Source organism: Cyclobacterium sediminis (genome assembly GCF_054781075.1).
Window position 1 is genome coordinate 170964 of record NZ_BAAGVC010000044.1, and the last position, 21314, is coordinate 192277.

Genomic DNA, 21314 nt, shown 5'->3' on the forward strand with positions numbered 1-21314 from the left:
TATGGTTACCATGTATTCTACTTGGTTTTTTTTAAAGGATATGGGTTTAAAAGACTTTAAATTCTTGCTTGGAAGGTGTACAAATCATGGTAACGGCCCTTGGACTGAATCAACTCATCGTGTTTCCCTCGTTCTACAATCTGACCTTTTTCTATAACCAATATTTGATCGGCCTGTCTGATGGTACTTAGCCTATGAGCAATCACAAATGTAGTCCTTCCTGCCATTAGACTTTTTAAACTGGACTGAATGAAATGCTCACTTTCTGCATCTAAATTACTTGTAGCCTCATCCAAAATTAATATGCGTGGATCAGCCAAAATTGCTCTGGCAATAGCCAATCTCTGTCTTTGACCTCCGGAAAGTTTTACTCCCCTTTCTCCAATTACTGTTTCCAGCCCATTTTCAAATTGATCTGTAAATTGATTCACATAAGCAGACTTTACTGCCTCTTGAAGCAATTCCTCAGAAGCATTCGGTCTTGGGAACATGATATTTTCCCTGATTGTGCCCTCAAACAGAAAATCATCCTGAAGTACTACACCCAATTGTTTCCTAAATGAATTCAGATCCACTTTACTCAAGTCCTGACCATCTATACTAACAATCCCTTTGGAAGGGATTAGAAAGGAAGCAACGAGTCCTGAAATGGTTGTTTTTCCTGATCCGGAGCTACCTACCAAAGCGGTTACGCTTCCCGGTTTAGCAATAAAATCCACTCCTTTTATTATCTCGGATCCGGGTTCATATTCAAAATGAACATTGTCAAAAGACACCCTTCCCTTTATTTCCGGTAGCATGATGTTCCGGTTGGCAGGATCTGCTTCCAATGGTATATTCATCAACTCCTGTGTCCTGTCAAGCCCGGCAAAAGCTTCTGTTAGCTGGCTTCCGATATTGCTCATTTGAAGGATTGGGGCGATCATAAATCCCAATAATAAAGTGAAAGCTAAGAAATCTCCGAAAGTCAATTGGTCTTCCATGATCATGTAGCCACCTATTCCCATAATGCCTGCAGAGGCTAGGCCCAATAAAAAAGTAGCTGCACTTGTGACCACACTTGTGGCTGTCAAACTGCTTTTTACATTTAAAAACAGTTTTTTTACTCCCGATTCAAATATTTTGGTTTCCTGGTCTTCTGCATTGAAGCCCTTAATGACCCGAATTCCTCCTAAAGTTTCTGTTAATCGGCCTGTAACGTCGGCATTGATTTTGCTTCGTTCTCTGAAAATTGGCCGTATCTTGCCAAATGCTTTCAAAGAAATTACGCCAAAAATTATTACCGGTACCAATACATATAAAGTCATCTTAGGACTGATGTAAATCAAAAGTACTAGACTTATTATAGAAGTAAGCAATCCTCCTACCATCTGAGCTAGCCCTGTACCTACCAGATTTCGGACCCCTTCCACATCTGTCATTACCCTGGATACCAATTCACCTGTTTTGGCATTGTCAAAAAAACGAATTGGTAACCTTATAATATGGGCCTGCACTTCTACCCTTAATTTTGCAATCAAGTTTTGGGCTTCAACACTTAATATTTGTGTCAATCCAAATGAGGTTACTGCCTGAACTGTGACAGCTATTACCACGGCCACAATAAGCCATTTGAGCAATTCAAAATTGCTGGATGGTATAACATCATCTACCAAATACTTGCTGGCCCAAGGTAATACCAGACCGGAAAGCCTACTGATGATTATTAAAACAAGTCCAATGAATATATACTTTCGCCTTGGCCAAATAATGGTTTTAAAAACACTATTTAAACTAACATTACTTTTATTTTTTGCCATAGATTTATCTAAAGAGAGATTGAATAATAAACAAAATTTCACTAAAAACATTCCCTTTGCTGAATTCTATTTGATGATGCCTCGTTTATTTAAGCAAACAGGTGCTAAAAGTATGGCTTTGCTACAGATATTGCCCTTAAAATATAAAAAATTAAACGTCATTCTTTTACTTTCGATTAATTAATCGTAATATTGCAATGAAGCGATGGTTATACCAATTCCTTCCGATTTAGATTTTAAACTTCAATAGAGTAACCATCGTGATACAATCGAATGATTAAAACAATAAGGATATGAAACTTTCAGAAATCAAACCCCTGTTGACTAAACAGGAAGAATTATTATTTCAACTACCTGATGGATCTTTGGTTCCGGAGCATTTTCATGTGACGGAAGTAGGGAAGGTGGTAAAACATTTCATAGACTGTGGAGGAACAGAAAGAAAAGAGGAAGTGATTAATTTTCAGCTTTGGTCTGCAGATGATTACAACCATCGTTTACACCCGGAAAAGTTACTTCACATCATTGAATTGTCGGAAAAGGTGCTGAAGTTAAATGATAGCGAGATTGAAGTTGAATATCAGGGTCAGACCATCCAAAAATTTGGCTTAGAATTTAGTAACGATCGTTTTTTACTTACAAGTAAACAAACCGATTGTTTGGCCAAAGAGCAATGTGGTATTCCTGAAAAGAAGCCAACATTGAAAATGGTTTCAGCTGAATCTGCAGGGTCCTGTACTCCCGGTGGAGGTTGTTGTTAATAGGTAGGCATAGAAAAAAGTCAAATTACCCTTCATCATAAATTCTTAATAGGAGATATGGTGAAGGTTAATTTTTTTTCTTTTAAAGCTTTCTTAATGGTGTCTCGGACTGAACCCTTAAATATAATTGGTCAAATCCCTTCAAAATCTGTGATTATTTGTTGCTTTCGTTGATTACAAAAATTGGACTTTGATTAATGGATTTTAAAATAGGGGCAATTATTCTGGTCATGTTTCCTATTTTTGTATAAAATAGTCTTTTGCACCTTTATGACAATTGGAGATAAGATAAAAAATAAAGTTTTTCATTCTGAATTTAACTTTCAGGCCTCTAGAAGTAGTGGGCCTGGAGGGCAAAATGTAAACAAGGTAAACTCAAGAGTTACTTTGTTTTTTAATGTGCCCAATTCTCAGTTTTTAACTGAAGCAGAAAAAGAGCTATTAATGAGTAAATTTTCTAGTAAATTGGATAAAGAAGGAAGTCTTCAATTTGATGCGCAATCCTCTAGATCTCAACTGGAAAATAAAAAAACGGTGGTAAGAAAGTTCAATGAATTTCTAGAAAAAGCATTTGAAAAGAGAAAGAAAAGAAAAGCCACTCGACCTAGCAAAGCTGCAAAAGAAAGAAGATTAAAAGCAAAACGATTCCGTTCAGAAAAAAAAGCCCTGAGAAATAAAAACTTTTGACCTGATTCAAAACCTTATTTCTCAAGACCTACCTATATAAAAATAATCCTAAAACTGCCAATGACAGCTTTAGGCTTATTGAATGATACTTTTTAAATGCTTAAACCAAATCTGACCAACCGAATTTGTCTGGACTCAAGCCTCTTCGGATGTCAGCAAGTTTATTTTTTATTCGATACATGTCTGCATTCTCATCGACAAAGGTTTTAAAGATCTCACCTTTATAAGAGATTTCCTTAATAGGTGAAATTACAGCTGCTGTACCTACCCCAAAGGCTTCTACCTTTTCACCTGAACGAATTCTTTTCAGAATCTCGGTAACTTCAATGGCTCTTTCTTCAACTTCAAGTCCCAAGTCGGGAGCAAGGCTAAGAATTGAGTTTCTGGTAATCCCATCCAAAATACTGTCACTCAAAGAAGGGGTAAGCAAGGTTTTTCCATTGAGAATAAACATGATATTCATGGTGCCTGACTCTTCTATAAATTTACGCTCTTTGGCGTCTAGCCATATTATTTGATCAAAGCCATCTTCTTTGGCTTTGATCTGTGGTAAAAGGGAAGCGCCATAATTCCCCCCATTTTTTGCTGAGCCGGTGCCACCTCTTGAAGAGCGGATATAATCAGTTTCTACTTTTACTCTTAATGGTCTGGAATAATAGGCCTTCAGAGGAGAGAGCACCACCATAAATAGGTACTCCTTGGAGGCATCTACCCCTAATTTGTTTTCAGTTGCAACGGCAAATGGTCGAATATAAAGGGCATATTCAGGGTCATCTATTACCCATTTACTTTCTTTGCTTAGCAGTTCGCGTATTCCATCGATAAAACATGAAGCAGGCAATGGGGGCATGGCCATTCTTTCTAAGGAACGGTTCATTCGTTTATAATGGCTTTCCAATCGAAATACATTGATTTTACCATCCACCGTGCGAAAGGCTTTTAGGCCCTCAAAGACAGTTTGCCCATAGTGTAAACACATGGCCAAGGGTGACAATGAAATATTTTGAACCGGCCCAATTTTAAAATCTGACCAAGCGCCATTTTCATAGCGAGCTACCAACATCCGGTCGGTTGCCTGTAATCCAAAGGTGAAATTATCAAAATCAAAATCAGGCTTCTGAGTTATCGTTTCGTTCATCATGGGTAATATCAAATTATTGAAACTTCTTTCTTTTCATTTTAAGAAAAAAGTAATTCTTTTTAACCTATTGAATATCAATTGCTTTTTTAGGGGTGATAAAAGCCCATGCTTTATGGGTTCCTTAAGAAAGTTTATTACCTATAAATAAATAGGCTACTCGTTTGTTCTACAAAATCAATTGATTGTGATTGCAAATTAAATAAGAATCTTTGATTGGTTACAGATACAATTTATTTAAATTTGAAGGGTACAGTTCAAAATCTACATCAATGACTTTATTCGAAGAATTGGCAGAGAATTTCGAAAACCTGATTACAAAAAAAACCTTAAAATTAGGTGACAAAATGCCTTCTATTCGAACGGTTAGCAAAGAATACGGAGTCAGTAAAAATACAGTAATTCAAGCTTATTTGCTTTTAGAAAGCAGATCCTTTATAGTTTCCAGGCCGCAGGTGGGTTTTTTTGTTTGTCAAAGAGAAGACCAAATCTTGCCCATGCCCATGGCAAGTAGCCCCAATGTCAATGGCATGGTAGGAAAAGAAGATGGTTTAATTGGCAAAGTCTTTTCTCATTTTGTAAACAAAGACATCACCCAGATGTCTTTAAGTGTTCCTGACGAGTCTTTTTTTCCTGTGGCCAGGTTAAATAAATGCATCCAAACGGCCACCAAAACATTGGGGGCAGGAGGAACCGCCTACGATGATATTCAAGGCAATATGCGGTTAAGGAAAAATGTTTCCAAATGGTCCTTTACTTGGGGAGGGAACCTGGGGGTGGATGAATTGGTGACAACTTCCGGAGCCATGCACGCCATTTCCTTGGCCTTTATGGCTTTGACCAAGCCCGGTGACCGAATAGGTGTCGAAAGCCCTGTTTACTTTGGTATTTTACAATTGGCCAAAAACATGGGGCTTAAAGTGATTGAACTGCCTACTGATCCTGAATATGGGGTTTTGCCCAAAGATTTGGAAGAATTGGTTGATAAAATAGACATATGTTTGCTGGTGAGTAATTTTAACAATCCTTTAGGTAGTTGTATGCCTGATAAAAATAAAAAAGAAGTTGTTAAGCTCTTAACCAGGCACAATGTGCCACTCATTGAAGACGATTTGTATGGAGATGTATATTTTGGTCAATCACGCCCTAAACCATGTAAAGCTTTTGATAACGAGGGGATTGTGTTGTGGTGTGGCTCAGTTTCCAAAACCCTTGCTCCGGGCTATAGGGTAGGCTGGATGGCTCCCGGGAAATTCATGAAAGCGATTTTAAAGCTTAAATTATTTCATTCCGTGTCCGGGACAACCATTACCCAAGAAGCCATAGGTTTATTTTTAGAAAACGATTATTATGAAAAGCACCTCCGGCAGCTAAGGGCAAGGTTATATAGCAATTCTTTGCATTTTATTCGAGCCATTGCCGACTATTTCCCAAAGGGAACTAAAATAAGTAGACCTCAAGGAGGCTTTGTGTTATGGGTGGAATTGGATAAAAAATGGGATACGGGTAAATTATTTGATAAAGTCTTGTCCAGAGGGATTAGCATCGCTCCCGGTAGGATGTTTACCTTGCAAAGTCAGTTTCACAATTGTCTCAGATTAAATTATGGGCTGCCATGGTCGGAAAAGTTGGAAAAAGAACTAGAATTGTTGGGGCAGATTTTAAAAGAATAAATTTTCCTAAAATCTGCCCCTATGGATGTTAAAATTCTTTTTCACCAAACTCACTTTTCACAAATCTCGATTTGTTTTTACCGGGATTAATGGTGTAGCTAAGATTTAAAAGTATCATATCTACTTCCAAAACATAGTTGGTAGTGGTGTAAAAAGCATCTTTTCTCCAGGTGGTAATTCTTTGTTCGTTTGTCGGCAATAGCCCCATGTCCATATTTAACCACTGTAAACTGGCAGTGAGCCTGTCTCCCATAAAAGTTTTCTTTGCTACTAGATTTGGGGATAAAAATCTGGAGTCTTCTCCTTGAGCTGTAATCCTTTTAGAAAGGTAGTTTAGGGACCATTGCAAACTAAAGGTAGAAGAAAAAGCATAACTCGCATTGGCATTGATGGAATACACCCAGGCTGAATTATCAATGGGGCGATTGTCAAACTCTCCGGTAATTTGATATTGGTATACATTCCCACCGGCAAATATTTTCCAATTGTTTGTTGGGTTGAGCTCCAGGCCCGCTTCCAGTCCAAGAGATCTTCCTGTGCCCACATTTGAATAAATGCGATTCAATATGGTGTCGTTATAAATGGTGTTTACTCTATTTACTAAGTTTTGAACATTTCTGTAGTAAGCTGTTGTATAAAAACTATTTTCACCAAAGTTTTTAACTAAGCCCGCCTCAACAAGATCGATAAATTCAGGCAATAAAGTTGGATCTCCTTGTTCCAATGTTTCGGAATGTTCCCTTTCAGGGAAGGGGTTCATTTTAAATGTTGTAGTGCGATCTACTCTTCGGCTGTAAGCAGCTTTAAAGTTTAAATTCTCGTTTACTCTGTATTGAATATTGGCTGAGGGGTAAGGTTTAAAGAAATCGTAGGTATAGGTGCTGTCAACCGTATTGCCTTTGTCTTTTAAATGCAGTGAACGATCCATATACTCAAACCTTAAACCTGCCGTATAACTCCACTTGCCTTTGTTGCCATTTACCTGACCGTAGGCTGCATGAATCAATCGTTTTAAATCTACATTTGAAGAAAACTCAGGAACCAACACAAATTTCCCTTCAGTATTTCTTCTTTCGTAGACAAAGTCTCCGGAATGGTTCAAACTTCTAAATTGATATCCTCCCTCAAATGATCCCCAGGGCTTGGGTTTTGCCTTATAGTCAATTTTCCACCGAATTCCATGCAAAGGATTATCATTGGTATTGTACTCATCTTGGTAGATAAAATCCATATTTGGGTAGCCAAGGTTTCTATTGGTGGTGGGGCCTCCCAACATGGTGTATTCGTAAAGAAAAGAAGAAGATATGCTTGCTTCATTGTCAAATAGGTGGGTGTAATCAAAACTCCCCAAAGCAAAATCACTTTTACGTATCCTCAAATTCTCATTGTAATATTGCATGGTGTACAGCCGCTCACCATCCCTTTCTGCATGGTTGTCATAATAAAGGATATCAGCAGTACGGTCTTTACTTCTGATTCCTCCATAAAATCCCAGGCTGAAATTATTTTTGACATTGGGGGAATAGCCTAAAGTAAACCTTCCTGAGTATGCCTCCTCATCAAACCCTCGCTCGCCATCTGATGGGAAATAAGTTGTTATGCCATCAATTATGGTGTAAACTTCACCTTCTCTTCGCCCATTGATGTCATTTCTCAAATAACTGGCTCCAAAAGAGAGGTCCCAAGCTTCACTTTTGTGGTTGATAGTGAAATCTGCTCCGTATCTTTGAGGTTTTTCTTTGTTGTTATAATCTTGAATGCTTGGGAGTCCAAGCCTTGTATTCACTTGAATATAGGTACCATCTGTTGCTCCTTTCTCTGTAGTTATATTTATAATTCCGGCCTTGCCTTCAGGGTCATATTTAGCTGATGGGGCAGTGACTAATTCAATGTTTTTAATGGCATTGGCCGGTAACTGACTGAGAATAATTGAGGGATCAGATTGCACAGGTTTGCCATTGATCATCACCACAAAACCTGTTGCACCCCGAACAGACAGCTCTCCTTCTGCATTGATTGAAACCGATGGTAGATTTCTTATCAGATCTATAGCGTTGCCTCCTTTTCCCGTCAAAAACTCGGAGGAGGCAAAAACCTGGCGGTCCACTTTGTGCATGGCGGTAAACCGAGAACCGGAAACTTCCACCATGGCCAGTAACTGCTCATCCGGAGAGATTAGCAATGTGCCTAAATTTAAGGCTTTACCTTTCTCAACATTTACAGGGCTAATAATTAAATTTTTATAGCCCATAAATTGGGCGCTTAAATAATATTCACCTTCTTTTAATCCTTCCAAAACAAATGTACCATCAGGTTCAGTGATAGTTCCATTTACAAGGCTTGAATCCGCAGGACTGTAAAGGCCTATGCTTCCATACTCAATGGAAGTGTTTTCATTGGCGTCATTTAAGGTTCCTTTTATTAGCGTCTGTCCAAAGGCAGCATTGAAAAAGAATAAATAAAATACGATTAGATGGGCTTTTCTCATTTCTTATTTTGTTAAGATGCAAAATAAGTCAGGAAAAGTGCTAATACAGCGGTAGATTTTTACCAATAATGGTGATTTTAGGACAATAATCGGGCACGATACTCCAAAGGAGTTAAGGTAGTTTGAGATTTAAAGAACTTTATAAAGTTGGATGCATCTGAAAAATTCAGTTGGTAGGCAACCTCATTGACAGGAAGATTGGTATGTGTTAGTAAATTTTTGGATTCTATTAATAGTTTTTCTTTGATTATTTCAATGGTATTACAACCTGCAGCTGCCTGACAAATTTGATTCAATTTCCGGCTGCTTAAATTCATAAGGTTGGCATACTCTTCCACAGTCCTCAATTTGATATAATTTTCATTGAGTAATTTTTTTAGCCTACTGAACTCACTTACAAAGCTTGGATGAACTTGGTCTTTTAAGGCAGGGAGGTAAAGCGTTTTTAAAATAATAGTATTGAGGTGAGCTGACAGCAGTTCCAAGGGTTCATTGGCTTTAAAATCCCTATAGAATAGGTTGAGTTGATCCATCAAAATAGAGTCTTGCCTTGGAAGGTTAAATTTATTATGCAATCGAAAAAGATTGTCCAAAGCAGCAGGGTATTTGGCAAGTGCTTCCTCCTTAAACATTACCACATAACCTTCAGGGATTTTCGAAAAATCCCAGCAGTGGACTTGCCCAAAATTTAAATAAAAACCAACAGGAGGGCGGACTTCATGTTTGATGTCATCAACTACATGGTATCCGGATCCCTGATTTAAAAATATCAATTCATGGTATCCCTCATGTCGATGGGGTTTGGTTGGTTTAATAACAGGCTTCATTTTTGAAACCTTAATAATCAATTCTTTCTCAATTTTATTTTTTTTGCCTATTTCCTTCACTTCTTTTTCCATAACCCTTGTGAACTTTCTAATTTTTTCCCCTTATTTACATATAGCAAACTTACAGAAGCATTTTAGAGAAATTACCACTTAAATGGGATTTATTTCGACCGAAGCAATTAAATCTTTACCTACCCAACTATTTCCTACTGACTTTTTAGTCTTTAAAATGAAAGAATAAACACTTATAAATCAATAAGTTTATCTGCCGGTGAAAATAAAAACTTACAATGAAAGGTTGTCATCAAGCCATTTGGTTTCCTTGTTATTTAAATTGAATAAAAATTATTTCATAAATAAAAGGTTTCGTTATATAATTGGTCAGTTAGATGGATGATTTTAAGAAAATAATAGATAATTTTATTGTCAAATAACCATTAAATTATTGAAATTTCTCCTTCGAAATGGATTACTAAATTGGAAACTAGGAAATGTTCCCATAAATTCGAAAGGTGTAGCGTTATTTATCCTACTAAAAATAAAATGAAAGATTCCGATGTACTGTTGTTAAAAGCCATGGCCTTGGACAATGTGAAAGCATTTGAAGCCATTTACAATAAATATTGGGAGCTATTAGTGAGGCAGGCTTATGCCAAACTGGGCGACTCTTCAGAAGCAGAAGATTTGGTGCAGGATATTTTTTTAACCCTCTGGAATAACAGAAAATCCTTAGCCATTCAAAAAGACCTCAAGGTGTATTTGCTCACTGCTGTAAAATATAAGGTTTATAGGGTCATTTATAAAAGAAAGTTTTTATGTGATATAGCCGGGCTTGATGAGGTTCAAATGAAATCTGAAGCGCCCAGAATCTTGGAGTTTGAAGAATTGTACGAAAAAATTGAAGTAGCCATTAATAAATTGCCTAAAGGGCAAAGAGAAACTTTTAAGTTAAGCAGAATTAATCAACTTTCTACAAAAGAAATAGCCTCCAAATTGCAGATTGCCCCTCAAACAGTACACAATAAAATCCATATGTCTTTACTTTTTATCCGGGCAGAAATAAAGAATTATCTTTTAGGTTAACTGTTAATTCCAAATAAAATTTTAAAAATCTATATTTTTTCTCTTTCAATATCTTTAATATTTAGAGGTGATAGTCATTGTATAGTTAGCTCATTTAAGTTTTTTTAGGAAAAATTTAAAATAATGCCTTTTTTTTAGGTAGTGTTCTAAGTTTTTTAACACTTAGTATATATAGAAGAGATATTATGAATTTTCCAAATCATATTTTGCGGCTCATTAAGAAGGAATTAGAAGGTAAGCTAAGTCCTGAGGAAAGATTGATCCTGAATGAATGGTATGAAAATCTTGACAATTCGGATGAGGTTGATTTTGATTCCAGAAAAGAGAAAAATTTAAAGAGATTAAGAGCTTTTATGGCACCAAAGCCCAGTTATAAAATTGATTTCAGTTGGATAGGCTGGGCAGCTGCAGTAGTGATTGTTTTTATTGGAATGTTTGAAGTTTATAATAATAAATATTCAACCGAACCGACCGTAGAGACTGTAGTAGAAGAGCGTTTTGAAGAATTTGTAAACCCTCGAGGAGTAAGGCGGCAGCTTACATTGCCAGACGGGTCTAAGATTTTTTTGAATGGGAATAGCAAGGTGAAAATAAGCAAGCAATTTTCAGCCAATAGGAAGGTGTTTTTGAAAGGGGAGGCATTTTTTGATGTGGAGAAAGATTCGGCCAATCCTTTTGTGGTAGTAACAGAGGGGCTAGAAACTAGAGTGTTGGGTACAGAATTTACTGTAAGCGCATATGAAGATAAACCACAGTTTGTAGCTGTCAAAGAAGGTAAAGTCAAGGTGTCGGAGGCCCATGAAGAAAAATCTACCGAAAGTAATTTTTTAACCGCCAATGAGCAGTTGACTTTTAAGGAGGGAATAGGTTTAGGAAGCAAACAGCGGATCAATCCGGATAAAAAGTTTGCCTGGATCAACGGTAAAATAATATTTGATAAAACGCCTATCAATGAAGTGTTCTCAGTCTTGTCTGACTGGTATGGTTTAGAATCTGTAGAACTGAGTGATAAAAATATGAAATGTTTTGTTACAGGGACTTATACCAGAATGACCTTAGAAGATATTATGGAATCAATTAAATACGCTACTGGAATTGCCTATGAGATAAACGGAAAACAATTAAAAGTTAAAAAAGGGAATTGCTAAAAGTGGCGCTAGGTCGAAGTAGCGCCACTATAGAAAAGCAATTCATTTACAAATGAATTACATTTAACCATTACAAAATTATGAAAAAAAAGTTACTCATCCTTTTTTTGAGGATTACTATGCGGATATTTTCCATTGCTTGCCTATTTTATTTAGGCTTGGGAGTAGGTTGGGCATTTAATTCAGATGCTCAAATAATGAAAGAGGCCAAGGTCGTTCTTTCTCCTGAAGCCGAAACTTTGGTTGACATTTTTGATCAGATAGAACGCCAAACTGATTTTAACTTTGTGTATGAAATTGCGCTAAGGAAGGATGAAGTTTTGAATATCGATCTGGGAAAATCGAATGTTGAAGCTGTACTTGAAGAAATTTCAAGGAATAGCAACCTAGTATTTAAACAGATAAATCACACCATTACCGTTGCCGATAAAACGCCTGAAGATCATTCTGCGGAGGCAGCTGATGTTATGAAAATTATCACCGGTATCATTGTTGATGAAAATGGAAGTCCAATACCCGGAGCCACCATTTTGGTAGAAGGAACAAGTATTGGTACAGCCACAGATTTAGATGGTAATTTTTCTATCGATGCTCCCTCAGGCGCTGTTTTATTAATTTCTTTTATTGGCTATGAGTCGCTAAAGGTAGACGTAGGAAACCAAACCAAATTAAGCATCACCTTGAAAGAAGATGAGTCTGCTTTAGATGAGTTCGTTGTGGTAGGGTACGGTTCCGTAGAAAGAAGGGAAATTACCGGTTCAATTGCTTCTATTGGTAGACAAGATATTGTGAGTGAACCTACTTATTCTTTTGAAAGCTTACTTCAGGGTAGGGCTGCCGGAGTGGATGTTGTGGCAGATAGCTACAGGCCTGGTGCAGGAGCTACCGTAAGGATTAGGGGAGCAAGGTCTTTGGTGGCCGGAAATGATCCCTTGATCGTAATGGATGGTATTCCTATTGCAGGGAATCTTATGGATATTAACCCTTCCGATATCGAATCCATAGAGATTCTTAAAGATGCCTCTGCCACTGCTATTTATGGATCTAGGGGGTCAAATGGTGTGATTTTGATTACCACAAGAAGAGGTTATTCAGGTGGAACGCAGATTGAATACAGTGCGTTTGCCGGCATTCAAAATATAGCCAATAAAGTGGATTTGATGGATGCAGCGGCTTTTACTGAAATGCAGAGAGATGCAGCCAGACAACAAGGGTCTTATACCACAGATGAGGATTTATTTTTGGATTGGGAATTAGAAGGGATTCAAAATGGTGTTGACACCGACTGGCAGGAAGAAGCCTTTAAAACCGGCTTCCAACAAAATCACCAGCTGAGTGTTAGAGGCGGAACAGAAGACACCAAATATGCCATATCAGGAACGTATTTGGATCACAAATCTATTGTTTCTAACAACGATTTTTCTCGATTTGTAGGAAGGTTAAACTTGGATCAAGAAGTCAGTGATAGGTTTAGAGCCGGAGTATCCGCTCAGGTAACTACTAGTGAAGAGTATCGAGGAGGCGATTTTGGTAGCATTATCCTAAGGAGTCCTTTGGATTGGCCCGAAAGAGCTGAAGGAGCCCTATCAAGTGAATTTGCAGTAGGGGAGAGTTTTCCGACTTTGGCCTTAGATAGAGATTTGTACATCGATAGAAGAGACAGAACACGTATCATCACCAATATTTATGCTGAGGCAGATATTATCGAAGGATTGAGTTATCGATTTAATTTTGCTCCCGATTTGACTTATTACGATAGAGGAACCCATACTTGGCAAACCTCTACGGCTAGTGTGGCGAATAGCAAAACCAGCAATATTTTGTATGAGAATATTGTTAACTATTCCAAAGACATAGGTACAGATCATAAAATCCGAGCAACAGGTTTGTACAGTGTTCAGAATTTCAGAGAAACAGGTTCAGGTGTTTCTGTCCGTGGCTTGCCTTTCGAACAACAACGTTACCATAATATTGGAACTGCTGAAGAGACTACCTCTAGAAGCTCTTATTTAAGTGAGTGGGCGCTTGAATCATATATGCTTCGATTGAATTATTCAATGAAGGACAAATACATTGTGACCATGACAGGAAGAGTGGATGGCTCTTCCAGACTTGCAGAAGGTAATAAGTACGGCCTTTTCCCTTCAATGGCCTTGGCTTGGCTGTTGGATAAAGAAGATTTTATGTCCAATAATTCAATCTTTGATGAATTAAAACTTAGAGCCAGTTATGGCGATGTAGGAAACACGGGTATTGCTCCATACCAAACGCAAGGAAGAGTACAAAGAGTTGGTTATGCATTTGGTGACCAATCTGTTTATGGTTTTCAAAGTGCTGAGTTGGCCAATTCGGAATTGAGATGGGAAAGGACCAGGCAAATTGATATAGGTGTAGATTTCTCCTTATGGAACAGTCGAGTAATGGGTACTTTTGGTGTTTATCAGCAAAGAACAATTGATTTGCTTATGAACAGACAATTGCCTCCAACCTCGGGTTTTGCAAGTACCTTAGAAAATGTAGGTGCCACCAGAAACAGAGGGATTGAGTTCAATGTCTCTGTGGTGAATATAGAAGCCAAAAGACCGGGAGGGTTTAGATGGACTACAGACTTTGTTTTCCATGCCAACAAAAATGAGATTACTGAATTGTATGGAGGCAAAGAAGATGATCCTGGTAACTTATGGTTCATAGGGCAACCAATAAACGTATATTATGATTGGGAGTATATTGGCGTTTGGCAAGAGTCTGAAAGAGATTTGGCCAATTCATATGGCGCCAACCCGGGAGATATGAAATTGAATGACATCAACAATGATGGAAGAATAGGGGCGGATGATAGGATTTTATTAGGATCTGATGTTCCTAACTGGACCGGTAGTTTAAACAATAGAATAACTTATAATAATTTTGATTTTGCTTTTTTCATTTACACCACTCAGGGGATAAACATTTTCAGTGAGGCTGGTGGGACTTCTCTAGGGGGGATGCTTAACCTACGTCGAGGTTATAACCTAAACTCAAGAGATGTTAATTATTGGACACCGGATAATCCAAGTAATGAATACCCTCAACCTAGAGTTAGAGGACATGATTATTCTACGCCTATGGGTTATTTTGATGCAAGTTTTGTTAGGGTGAGAAACATAACTCTAGGTTATAGTCTTCCTGATAAGCTATTGGATCGATGGGGTTTACGTAAATCCAGAATTTATTCAGGTGTACAGAATCCTTTTACTTTTACCTCATTTCCAGGACTTGATCCTGAAGGGGCAAGAGATCTTGATATGCCAAATTACAGAACCATTTTGTTCGGTATTGAACTTGGATTTTAAACCACTAATGTCTAAAAGATGAAATCAATAATAAAATATATACTTGGATTGGCTGTCTTCAGTACCAGCATAAGTTGTGCTGACTTGACAGAAAATATGATTACAGACACTGTTGCTGATGTTCAATTTTCTACAATAGAAGGGTTGGATGAAGCTTTGGTTGGTGCTTATGTACCTTTAAGATGGTACTATGGGCGGGAACCCGGACTATTGATGAACCTATTTGGAACGGATATGTTCATGGAAGGGCAAAGCTATAATTCAGAATGGGACAATTATGGTCCCGGATTAAATGCTTCAACGGTGCTTTCTCCATCAGGTGATGTGCTGGTGTGGGAGCATTTTTACAGAGGAATCAATTATGCCAATACGGTAATATCCAGAGCAGATGGTATAGAAGGGATGAATGAAACCACTAAATTGGCGAAAATAGCAGAGGCAAAATTTTTGCGTGCGCACTATTATTTCGTCTTAGTACAGCATTTTGGTCCCGTTCATTTGACTTTGGAGGAAACAACAGGTGTAGAATTGGAGGCTTTTAGAACTTCTGAGGAGGAAGTTTATCAAGCAATTATAGCAGATTTGGAATATGGTATGGAGCATCTTCCTTTAGAACAAGTGCAATATGGGAGGCCTACCTATGATGCGGCTACCAACCATTTGGCAAAGGTACACTTAACCATTGGCAATTGGGAGAAAGCTGCAGAACTGGCAATCCAGGTAATTGAAGGCGGAAGACATCGGTTATTAGACAATTATGCAGATGTATTTGATCCTTTTAACCAGAGGCATGATGAGGTAATTTGGTCGGTACAGTGGGGAGATGACACAGAGGTAAACAATCCCGGAAATGAACTTCAAAGGTACTTAGGCCCAAGGCAATGGTTGCTGCCAGGTTTAATTGGTGATGATATGTATCATGTTGGTATTGCTCGTTTTTGGCCTACAGATTTTACCCTGACTACCTTGTTTGGAAATGATTACAGGAATGAAGGCCTGCATATCAGGAACGATTCTCGATATAGCGTTACTTTCAAGGAAGCTTGGCTTTACAATGACGAACCTAATGTTCCTGAAGGTTTTTCTATTGGAGATACTGCTGCTTGGTTTACCAATGATCCTATCAGACAGGAATATTCCCAGGAGCAAATTGATGCGGCACCTTATAGGTTGGTAATTATTGAAGACAGAAATGATGTATTTTCTCCAACTGTTCAGAAGCATCGCTACCCTTACTTACGAAACAATGGCAGGGATTATATGTACATGCGTTTAGGAGAAACTTACCTAATTGCTGCAGAGGCATTGATGATGCAGGGCAAGCTGGATGAAGCAACCTACTATTTCAATATTTTGAGAAAAAGGGCTGAATTCCCGGGTGGAGAAGAAATTCCTTTAATCACACCGGATGAGTTGGATATCGATATGATCCTTGACGAAAGAGGAAGAGAGTTGGCCGGAGAATTGCATAGGTGGCCTGATTTGAAAAGAACAGGGAAGCTATTGGAAAGGGTGAAAATGTACAACCCTAATGCTGCACCCAATATTCAAGAGTACCATATGCTTCGTCCCATTCCTCAAAGTCAAATTGACCGAACAAAGAATGATTTCCCTCAAAATGATGGTTATTAGTATCTTTGCTCGCAAGAATTTGATTACAGAGGAAAGCATTTTGTGAAATAAAATTCCTTAGTGGACATAATTTGCCCCCTTCAGCTTTTAATAAGCCAAGGGGGCATTTTTTTAAACCCGGATTATGTAATAGGATTTCTCCGCCCTGACAAGGTCAGGGGTGAAGCCTGTCCCGTGTTTACGGGAAGTGTTGCAATCGCAAGAAAATCAGGCTGTTTGGAGATTTTAGCATAGCACCGCTATGGTGAAATTGAAAACAGCAACAAAGTGGCTGATTTTGAAGCGATTTCAGCACGTAATAGATTGTCTATTTCATATTTCGGGTTAAACCTTATTGATAGAAACACCATGGAGTATTTAGCATTGTCATTTGCATTTCATGGAAACCCCTTTCTTCAAAGTACGGTGTTGGTGCTTATACTTATTTAAAGTTGTAGCTGATGGTTTCTTTTTCTCCGTTGGTAATTACTTCTAAAGTAACCTTATCACTACCTATTTTTGTTTTTGATCCCAATTGAATATCTAGTTGAGGGGCTTCTTCCCCTTGAAAAGGAACCAAACTTGTAATAAACAGCACACCATTTTTCTTGCCATCCCATTCTTTACTAAAAGAAAATGCCGGACGAGGCTCTTTTATGGTATAAATAAAAGAGACTTGCCCTTCTTTTTCGTTTAAGCCTAATTTTGTTGTTTCGTGCGCTTTTATAGAAAGATTATAGCCATTTTGAAACAAGGTCTGGACCGAAAGGTTTTCTTTGTCCATCGAAACCTTACCGGGGGCGAGTTGAAAATTTAAATCCAGTATACCATTCTCAGTCCCAATGGCCTCATCCACTAGAATAAAAAATGATTTGTTGTAGAATATTACCGCTCTACGGTGGGCCATTCCTTCATAATTTTGATTTTCAACCACTAGAATATCATGTTTTTCTCCGGGTTTCCATAGTAATAATTTTGGTGCATAATTAATGTTTTCCCCATTTAAAGTAAGGGTTTGGTGTACTTTGCTCTGCCTGAACCAAGCTCTCCCTTCCGGATCACCACTATAAATAAAGCTACCGGAATCAGGAGTGAGATTTCTTCCTCCGGCAAAAAGAGAAAAGGTCCCATTGTCCGGTTGACTATGTCCGCCTCCGTTGGGGCCACATTTTAATACCAAGGCAATGGCTGAAGGATCCCAAGAGCTTCGCATGGAATAAAGCCCACTCTGAGGGAAAGCAAAAGCCGTATTTTCGGGTTTGTTGCCTTCTTTTCCTTCAGTGGCCACATACAGAAAATCTGGTCTGTCAAAGAGTTTGGCATATACTTTAAGTTTATCGTAATGTTGTCCGGGGCTTCCTGTCCATGCGTCTCCAAATTGAGGAGTTGTACCATCAGGAAAAGCAAGCTTCATGGGAACCTCAGCCATTTTCTCAATCATCTTCAGGTAATCTTCAGAAAAAAGATCCGCCTTGCCATTCATTTGAGCAAGTTCATAGGTCCTCAAAAACCAACTTATGCTTCCCATATGATACCCAAAAGCCAATTCTCTTTGGTGACCATCAGGATATACTTGTTCGTGAATCTCATTGTTAAAACGCTTGATCGCCTCATTCAACCATTGGTCTGAGTCTATGAATTCAGGAAACGTCATGGCGATAAAAGCCATTCCTTCAGCCTCCATTAAGGCCCAATTGCTTCCAGAACTGTATTTGGTCATTAGGAAGTCAGCATGATCATACATACTACTAAGGAAGAATACCAGGGCCTCCGGACTGAAATTAGGGGAGTGAAGAAAATAATTGAATAGGTGGGTCCACCTGTTTCCTCTAATACCGGCTTCTATAGATCGCCATGCCAGTTGATGATTTTCATCTCTTGGGTTTTTTATTACCCAGTCAATAAGTTGTTTGTTCCATTCTTGGGCATACTTTTCATCCCTTTGCGCTTTGTAAACTTTTCCCATGCTTTGCCAGAAGACCATTCTATTAAGCTGCCATACCCATTCTTTATCTTTTACCGGTTGGGTTTCCCAATTGATGTCCCAGCCTACAAAGGATGGTGGATAGGCAGGTTGGCCTACCATCACATGTTTTAGGGCATTTTCAGCATAAATAAAATCCTTGGATGAAGGTTTTCCATTATAGTTTTTGTTGTCGGAAGGATGAGCTAAACCTGTTCTACTCCTAAAATATTCCAGTAAATACCTGGCAGCCAATATAGGGTTGTCAATATTGGCCTTTACTTTTTGTGTGAGGTTTAGCTTTTCAGATATCTTTTGCCAATTGTTAAGAAAATGCTCGTTTGGAACGGCTGTTGAAGTTTGTGTTCCATTGTGTTGAATTATATTGTAATTTCTAAGCTGGCTGAAGTTGTTGGTAGATTTGATACCCATACCTCCATTTGTCTGAATGGTGTTTTGAGCGATGGTAAGTTGACTATTGCCCTTATAAAGATTTTCTAAAAGCAAACCGTTTCGATCATTGCCTTCCAGGAGGTTGTATTTGATTTCCACAGCATGAGATTCATTGACCTGTATGCCATCGCCTTTGTTACGGCTGCTTTCATTGTTGACGATTTTAACGTTTTCACAAAGACTGGCCATTATACCGGAGCCCCATGGTGAATTACTAAATCGGCTATTGGAAATTTTGATATTGCTCGATTGGAAAAGATGGAGGTTATGATGAATGCCTTTACCGGGAACAACATTAGAACCATTGTCACTAAAATCACAATCGATGATGTTTACTTTATTTGCTCCGCGTAGTGAAACCCCATTTTTGGTAAAGTTTCTTACCGTAAGGTTTTCCAAATGAATATTTTGGATTTGACCTGGGAAATCAGCAGACAATACCAAGCCCTCCCTTCTAGGAGCTGATTGTCTGGCGCGAGCCCTTCTACCTTGATTGGGATCATATTCTGCTTCAGCACTTGACCTACCCTCGATCACAAAATTTTTAAGCGTAATGTTTGCTGTTGAAGGGTTTAGGTTGCCAATGGTTATTCCTCTCAGTTGCTCTTCAAGCAAAAGAATGGTGGATAATCCAAAGCCTTCTAAATGAATATCATCGGGTAATATTAGTGGGGCCTCCAATACGTGCACACCTTTTTCAAGGAGTATTTTTTGCCCAGATTTTTGAGCCTTTACAATGGCCTGTTGAATTGATTGTCCTGCTTTTACATTTATATAATCTGTTGGAGTTTTGCCTAATTTTGCTCTGGAGGCACCACTTTGCTTTCGCGCAAGCGATAGCGGAGTTTTTGTTATTGATGAAGATTTTTTTGATTGGGCTTTTTGAGCGACTAAAAACTCCCAGCTTGACTCATTCCTTGTTTTTTCGATCGCCTTTTTTGAATATGGCATGGGAATATTTTTAATATCAGTGTAGTGTGTATATACAAATTCATAGATATCTCTGAACTCACCACGTCCACGTTGAGAAATAATTCCATAAACAGGAACTTCATTGCCAAGCATGAATTTTGCACTGTATTCAAAACCTAAAGCCAGTCTATTGTCAGCCACTGAATAGAAGTCTACTCCCTGTGTCCAGGCAACCTGAGCAGCTTTGGCAAATTCTCCTAAACCCAATTGAACATGGGGCCAATCCCTTGTTGTTTCTTGGATTTGCCCGTTGGGGTAAATGTATTTGGAGATACTCCCATTGTTAGGTCCCCAGAAATACCTGTCTACTGCTTCTTTAAATATTTCAGGTCGATTCGTAAAAACCCCAATTCCAAGCATGGTATTGATCATGGCTGCATCCCAGTTCCCGTTGGCTTCTGTGAAAAAGTCTCTGATGTATGGGTAAAATACCGTAAGCATTAATTGCTCAAATTTTTGGATTTCTTCCGGATCCCAACCAGAATCGCTATACCGTAAAATCTCTGCTGCATTCAGGAAGTGTTGACCGGTCAGTGCTGCGATGAGCTTTGCATCATTGTCATCAAAATCCCATAACCTTTCGGCCCAAGCGTTGATTATTTCTATGGACTTTAATGCATGTTGCTTATCTGAAGAAATGTACCAGAGCAAAGCCTGTCTGTAGGCTTCCAAGGCTCCGGCTGAAAGTTCTTTATGTCCTTCCCCTTTGCGACCATATGAGCCCCTCACTACATGGGTAAATGCTTGGGGTTGAAAATCAATTGATGCTTCATTTTTAAGGTTCTCATAGGCTGTTTTCCATGGTTCTTTCTCTTGAACCACCTGAGATTTCATATAATCCAAATCAGCTTGGTTTTGTAAAATACCGGGATGTACAAATGAGGTAGGATAGATCAAGTCAGATTTTACATCAGCAAGCTGAGCAAAGCTATGGGCCCCTAACAAAAATGAAAAAGCAAAAACTGTTAGGGCTAATAGGAATGATTTCATAGGTAGTTTTGAGTTTTATATTGCGTGAAAATATACGAGTATACAGGCAAAAATGAAAGTGAAAAATGGATGAGGGGGAGCGACCGGTATTGAGAATAAGGAGAAAATAAAGCGATAATTCATTTTTTAGAACAACCTGTCTAGGAACATCAATGAAGCCCACCCAACTATGGTTGGACAATATTTTAAATATGGCTAGTAGTGAAATAAAAATGATACTCAAAATGATGATATAGGTTACTTCAGCAAGTTTTTAGGAGAGTATAATTAATATCAATTGAAATAATAAAGGAAAAAATATTTGATAATATATAAATTTTTAAATTTTAGTAGTATTATTAAGTGTCATTTGACTTTAATGATAAAATTTAGTGTTTGACATCATTTTA

The 21314-nt window shown here is 38.3% G+C and carries 12 protein-coding genes; 7 read left to right on the forward strand and 5 right to left on the reverse strand.

The window, feature by feature from the left end:
• Positions 1 to 56: 56 nt before the first annotated feature.
• On the reverse strand, positions 57 to 1799 hold the full coding sequence (locus ACYVHJ_RS22825; protein ID WP_460519741.1) for an ABC transporter ATP-binding protein: 1743 nt from the start codon (positions 1797 to 1799) through the stop codon (positions 57 to 59).
• Between the two features lie 293 nt (positions 1800 to 2092).
• Between ACYVHJ_RS22825 and ACYVHJ_RS22830 the strand changes: the two genes are divergently transcribed.
• Positions 2093 to 2560: a DUF6428 family protein gene (locus tag ACYVHJ_RS22830; RefSeq protein WP_339900884.1), complete on the forward strand. Its 468-nt coding sequence runs from the start codon at positions 2093 to 2095 to the stop codon at positions 2558 to 2560.
• A gap of 270 nt (positions 2561 to 2830) precedes the next feature.
• On the forward strand, positions 2831 to 3247 hold the full coding sequence (gene arfB / locus ACYVHJ_RS22835) for an aminoacyl-tRNA hydrolase (protein WP_460519744.1): 417 nt from the start codon (positions 2831 to 2833) through the stop codon (positions 3245 to 3247).
• 100 nt (positions 3248 to 3347) lie between these two features.
• Here arfB and ACYVHJ_RS22840 read toward each other — a convergent pair whose 3' ends face one another.
• Positions 3348 to 4388, reverse strand: a complete 1041-nt coding sequence (locus tag ACYVHJ_RS22840) for a branched-chain amino acid transaminase (protein WP_460519747.1) — start codon at positions 4386 to 4388, stop codon at positions 3348 to 3350.
• A gap of 269 nt (positions 4389 to 4657) precedes the next feature.
• Between ACYVHJ_RS22840 and ACYVHJ_RS22845 the strand changes: the two genes are divergently transcribed.
• A complete protein-coding gene (locus ACYVHJ_RS22845) occupies positions 4658 to 6058 on the forward strand; it encodes an aminotransferase-like domain-containing protein (protein WP_460519750.1) in 1401 nt (466 codons plus the stop codon).
• Between the two features lie 28 nt (positions 6059 to 6086).
• On the opposite strand, the gene ACYVHJ_RS22850 is transcribed toward ACYVHJ_RS22845, so the two are convergent.
• A complete protein-coding gene (locus ACYVHJ_RS22850; protein WP_460519753.1) occupies positions 6087 to 8546 on the reverse strand; it encodes a TonB-dependent receptor in 2460 nt (819 codons plus the stop codon).
• 77 nt (positions 8547 to 8623) lie between these two features.
• Positions 8624 to 9445: a helix-turn-helix domain-containing protein gene (locus ACYVHJ_RS22855; RefSeq protein ID WP_460519756.1), complete on the reverse strand. Its 822-nt coding sequence runs from the start codon at positions 9443 to 9445 to the stop codon at positions 8624 to 8626.
• 471 nt (positions 9446 to 9916) lie between these two features.
• On the opposite strand from ACYVHJ_RS22855, the gene ACYVHJ_RS22860 reads away from it, so the two are divergent.
• From ACYVHJ_RS22860 to ACYVHJ_RS22875, 4 genes are all read left to right on the forward strand, one after another.
• Positions 9917 to 10456 carry an RNA polymerase sigma factor gene (locus tag ACYVHJ_RS22860; RefSeq protein WP_339900892.1) on the forward strand — a complete coding sequence of 180 codons (540 nt, stop codon included), beginning with the start codon at positions 9917 to 9919 and terminating at the stop codon, positions 10454 to 10456.
• A 185-nt stretch (positions 10457 to 10641) separates the two neighbouring features.
• A complete protein-coding gene (locus ACYVHJ_RS22865; RefSeq protein ID WP_460519760.1) occupies positions 10642 to 11604 on the forward strand; it encodes a FecR family protein in 963 nt (320 codons plus the stop codon).
• Positions 11605 to 11684: 80 nt separating this feature from the next.
• Positions 11685 to 14936 carry a SusC/RagA family TonB-linked outer membrane protein gene (locus ACYVHJ_RS22870; protein WP_460519763.1) on the forward strand — a complete coding sequence of 1084 codons (3252 nt, stop codon included), beginning with the start codon at positions 11685 to 11687 and terminating at the stop codon, positions 14934 to 14936.
• A gap of 18 nt (positions 14937 to 14954) precedes the next feature.
• On the forward strand, positions 14955 to 16568 hold the full coding sequence (locus ACYVHJ_RS22875) for a RagB/SusD family nutrient uptake outer membrane protein (protein ID WP_339900897.1): 1614 nt from the start codon (positions 14955 to 14957) through the stop codon (positions 16566 to 16568).
• Positions 16569 to 16989: 421 nt separating this feature from the next.
• Here ACYVHJ_RS22875 and ACYVHJ_RS22880 read toward each other — a convergent pair whose 3' ends face one another.
• The gene (locus tag ACYVHJ_RS22880) at positions 16990 to 20925 is read right to left on the reverse strand and encodes a heparinase II/III family protein (protein ID WP_460519767.1); all 3936 of its coding nucleotides are present in this window, start codon (positions 20923 to 20925) and stop codon (positions 16990 to 16992) included.
• Positions 20926 to 21314 lie beyond the last annotated feature (389 nt).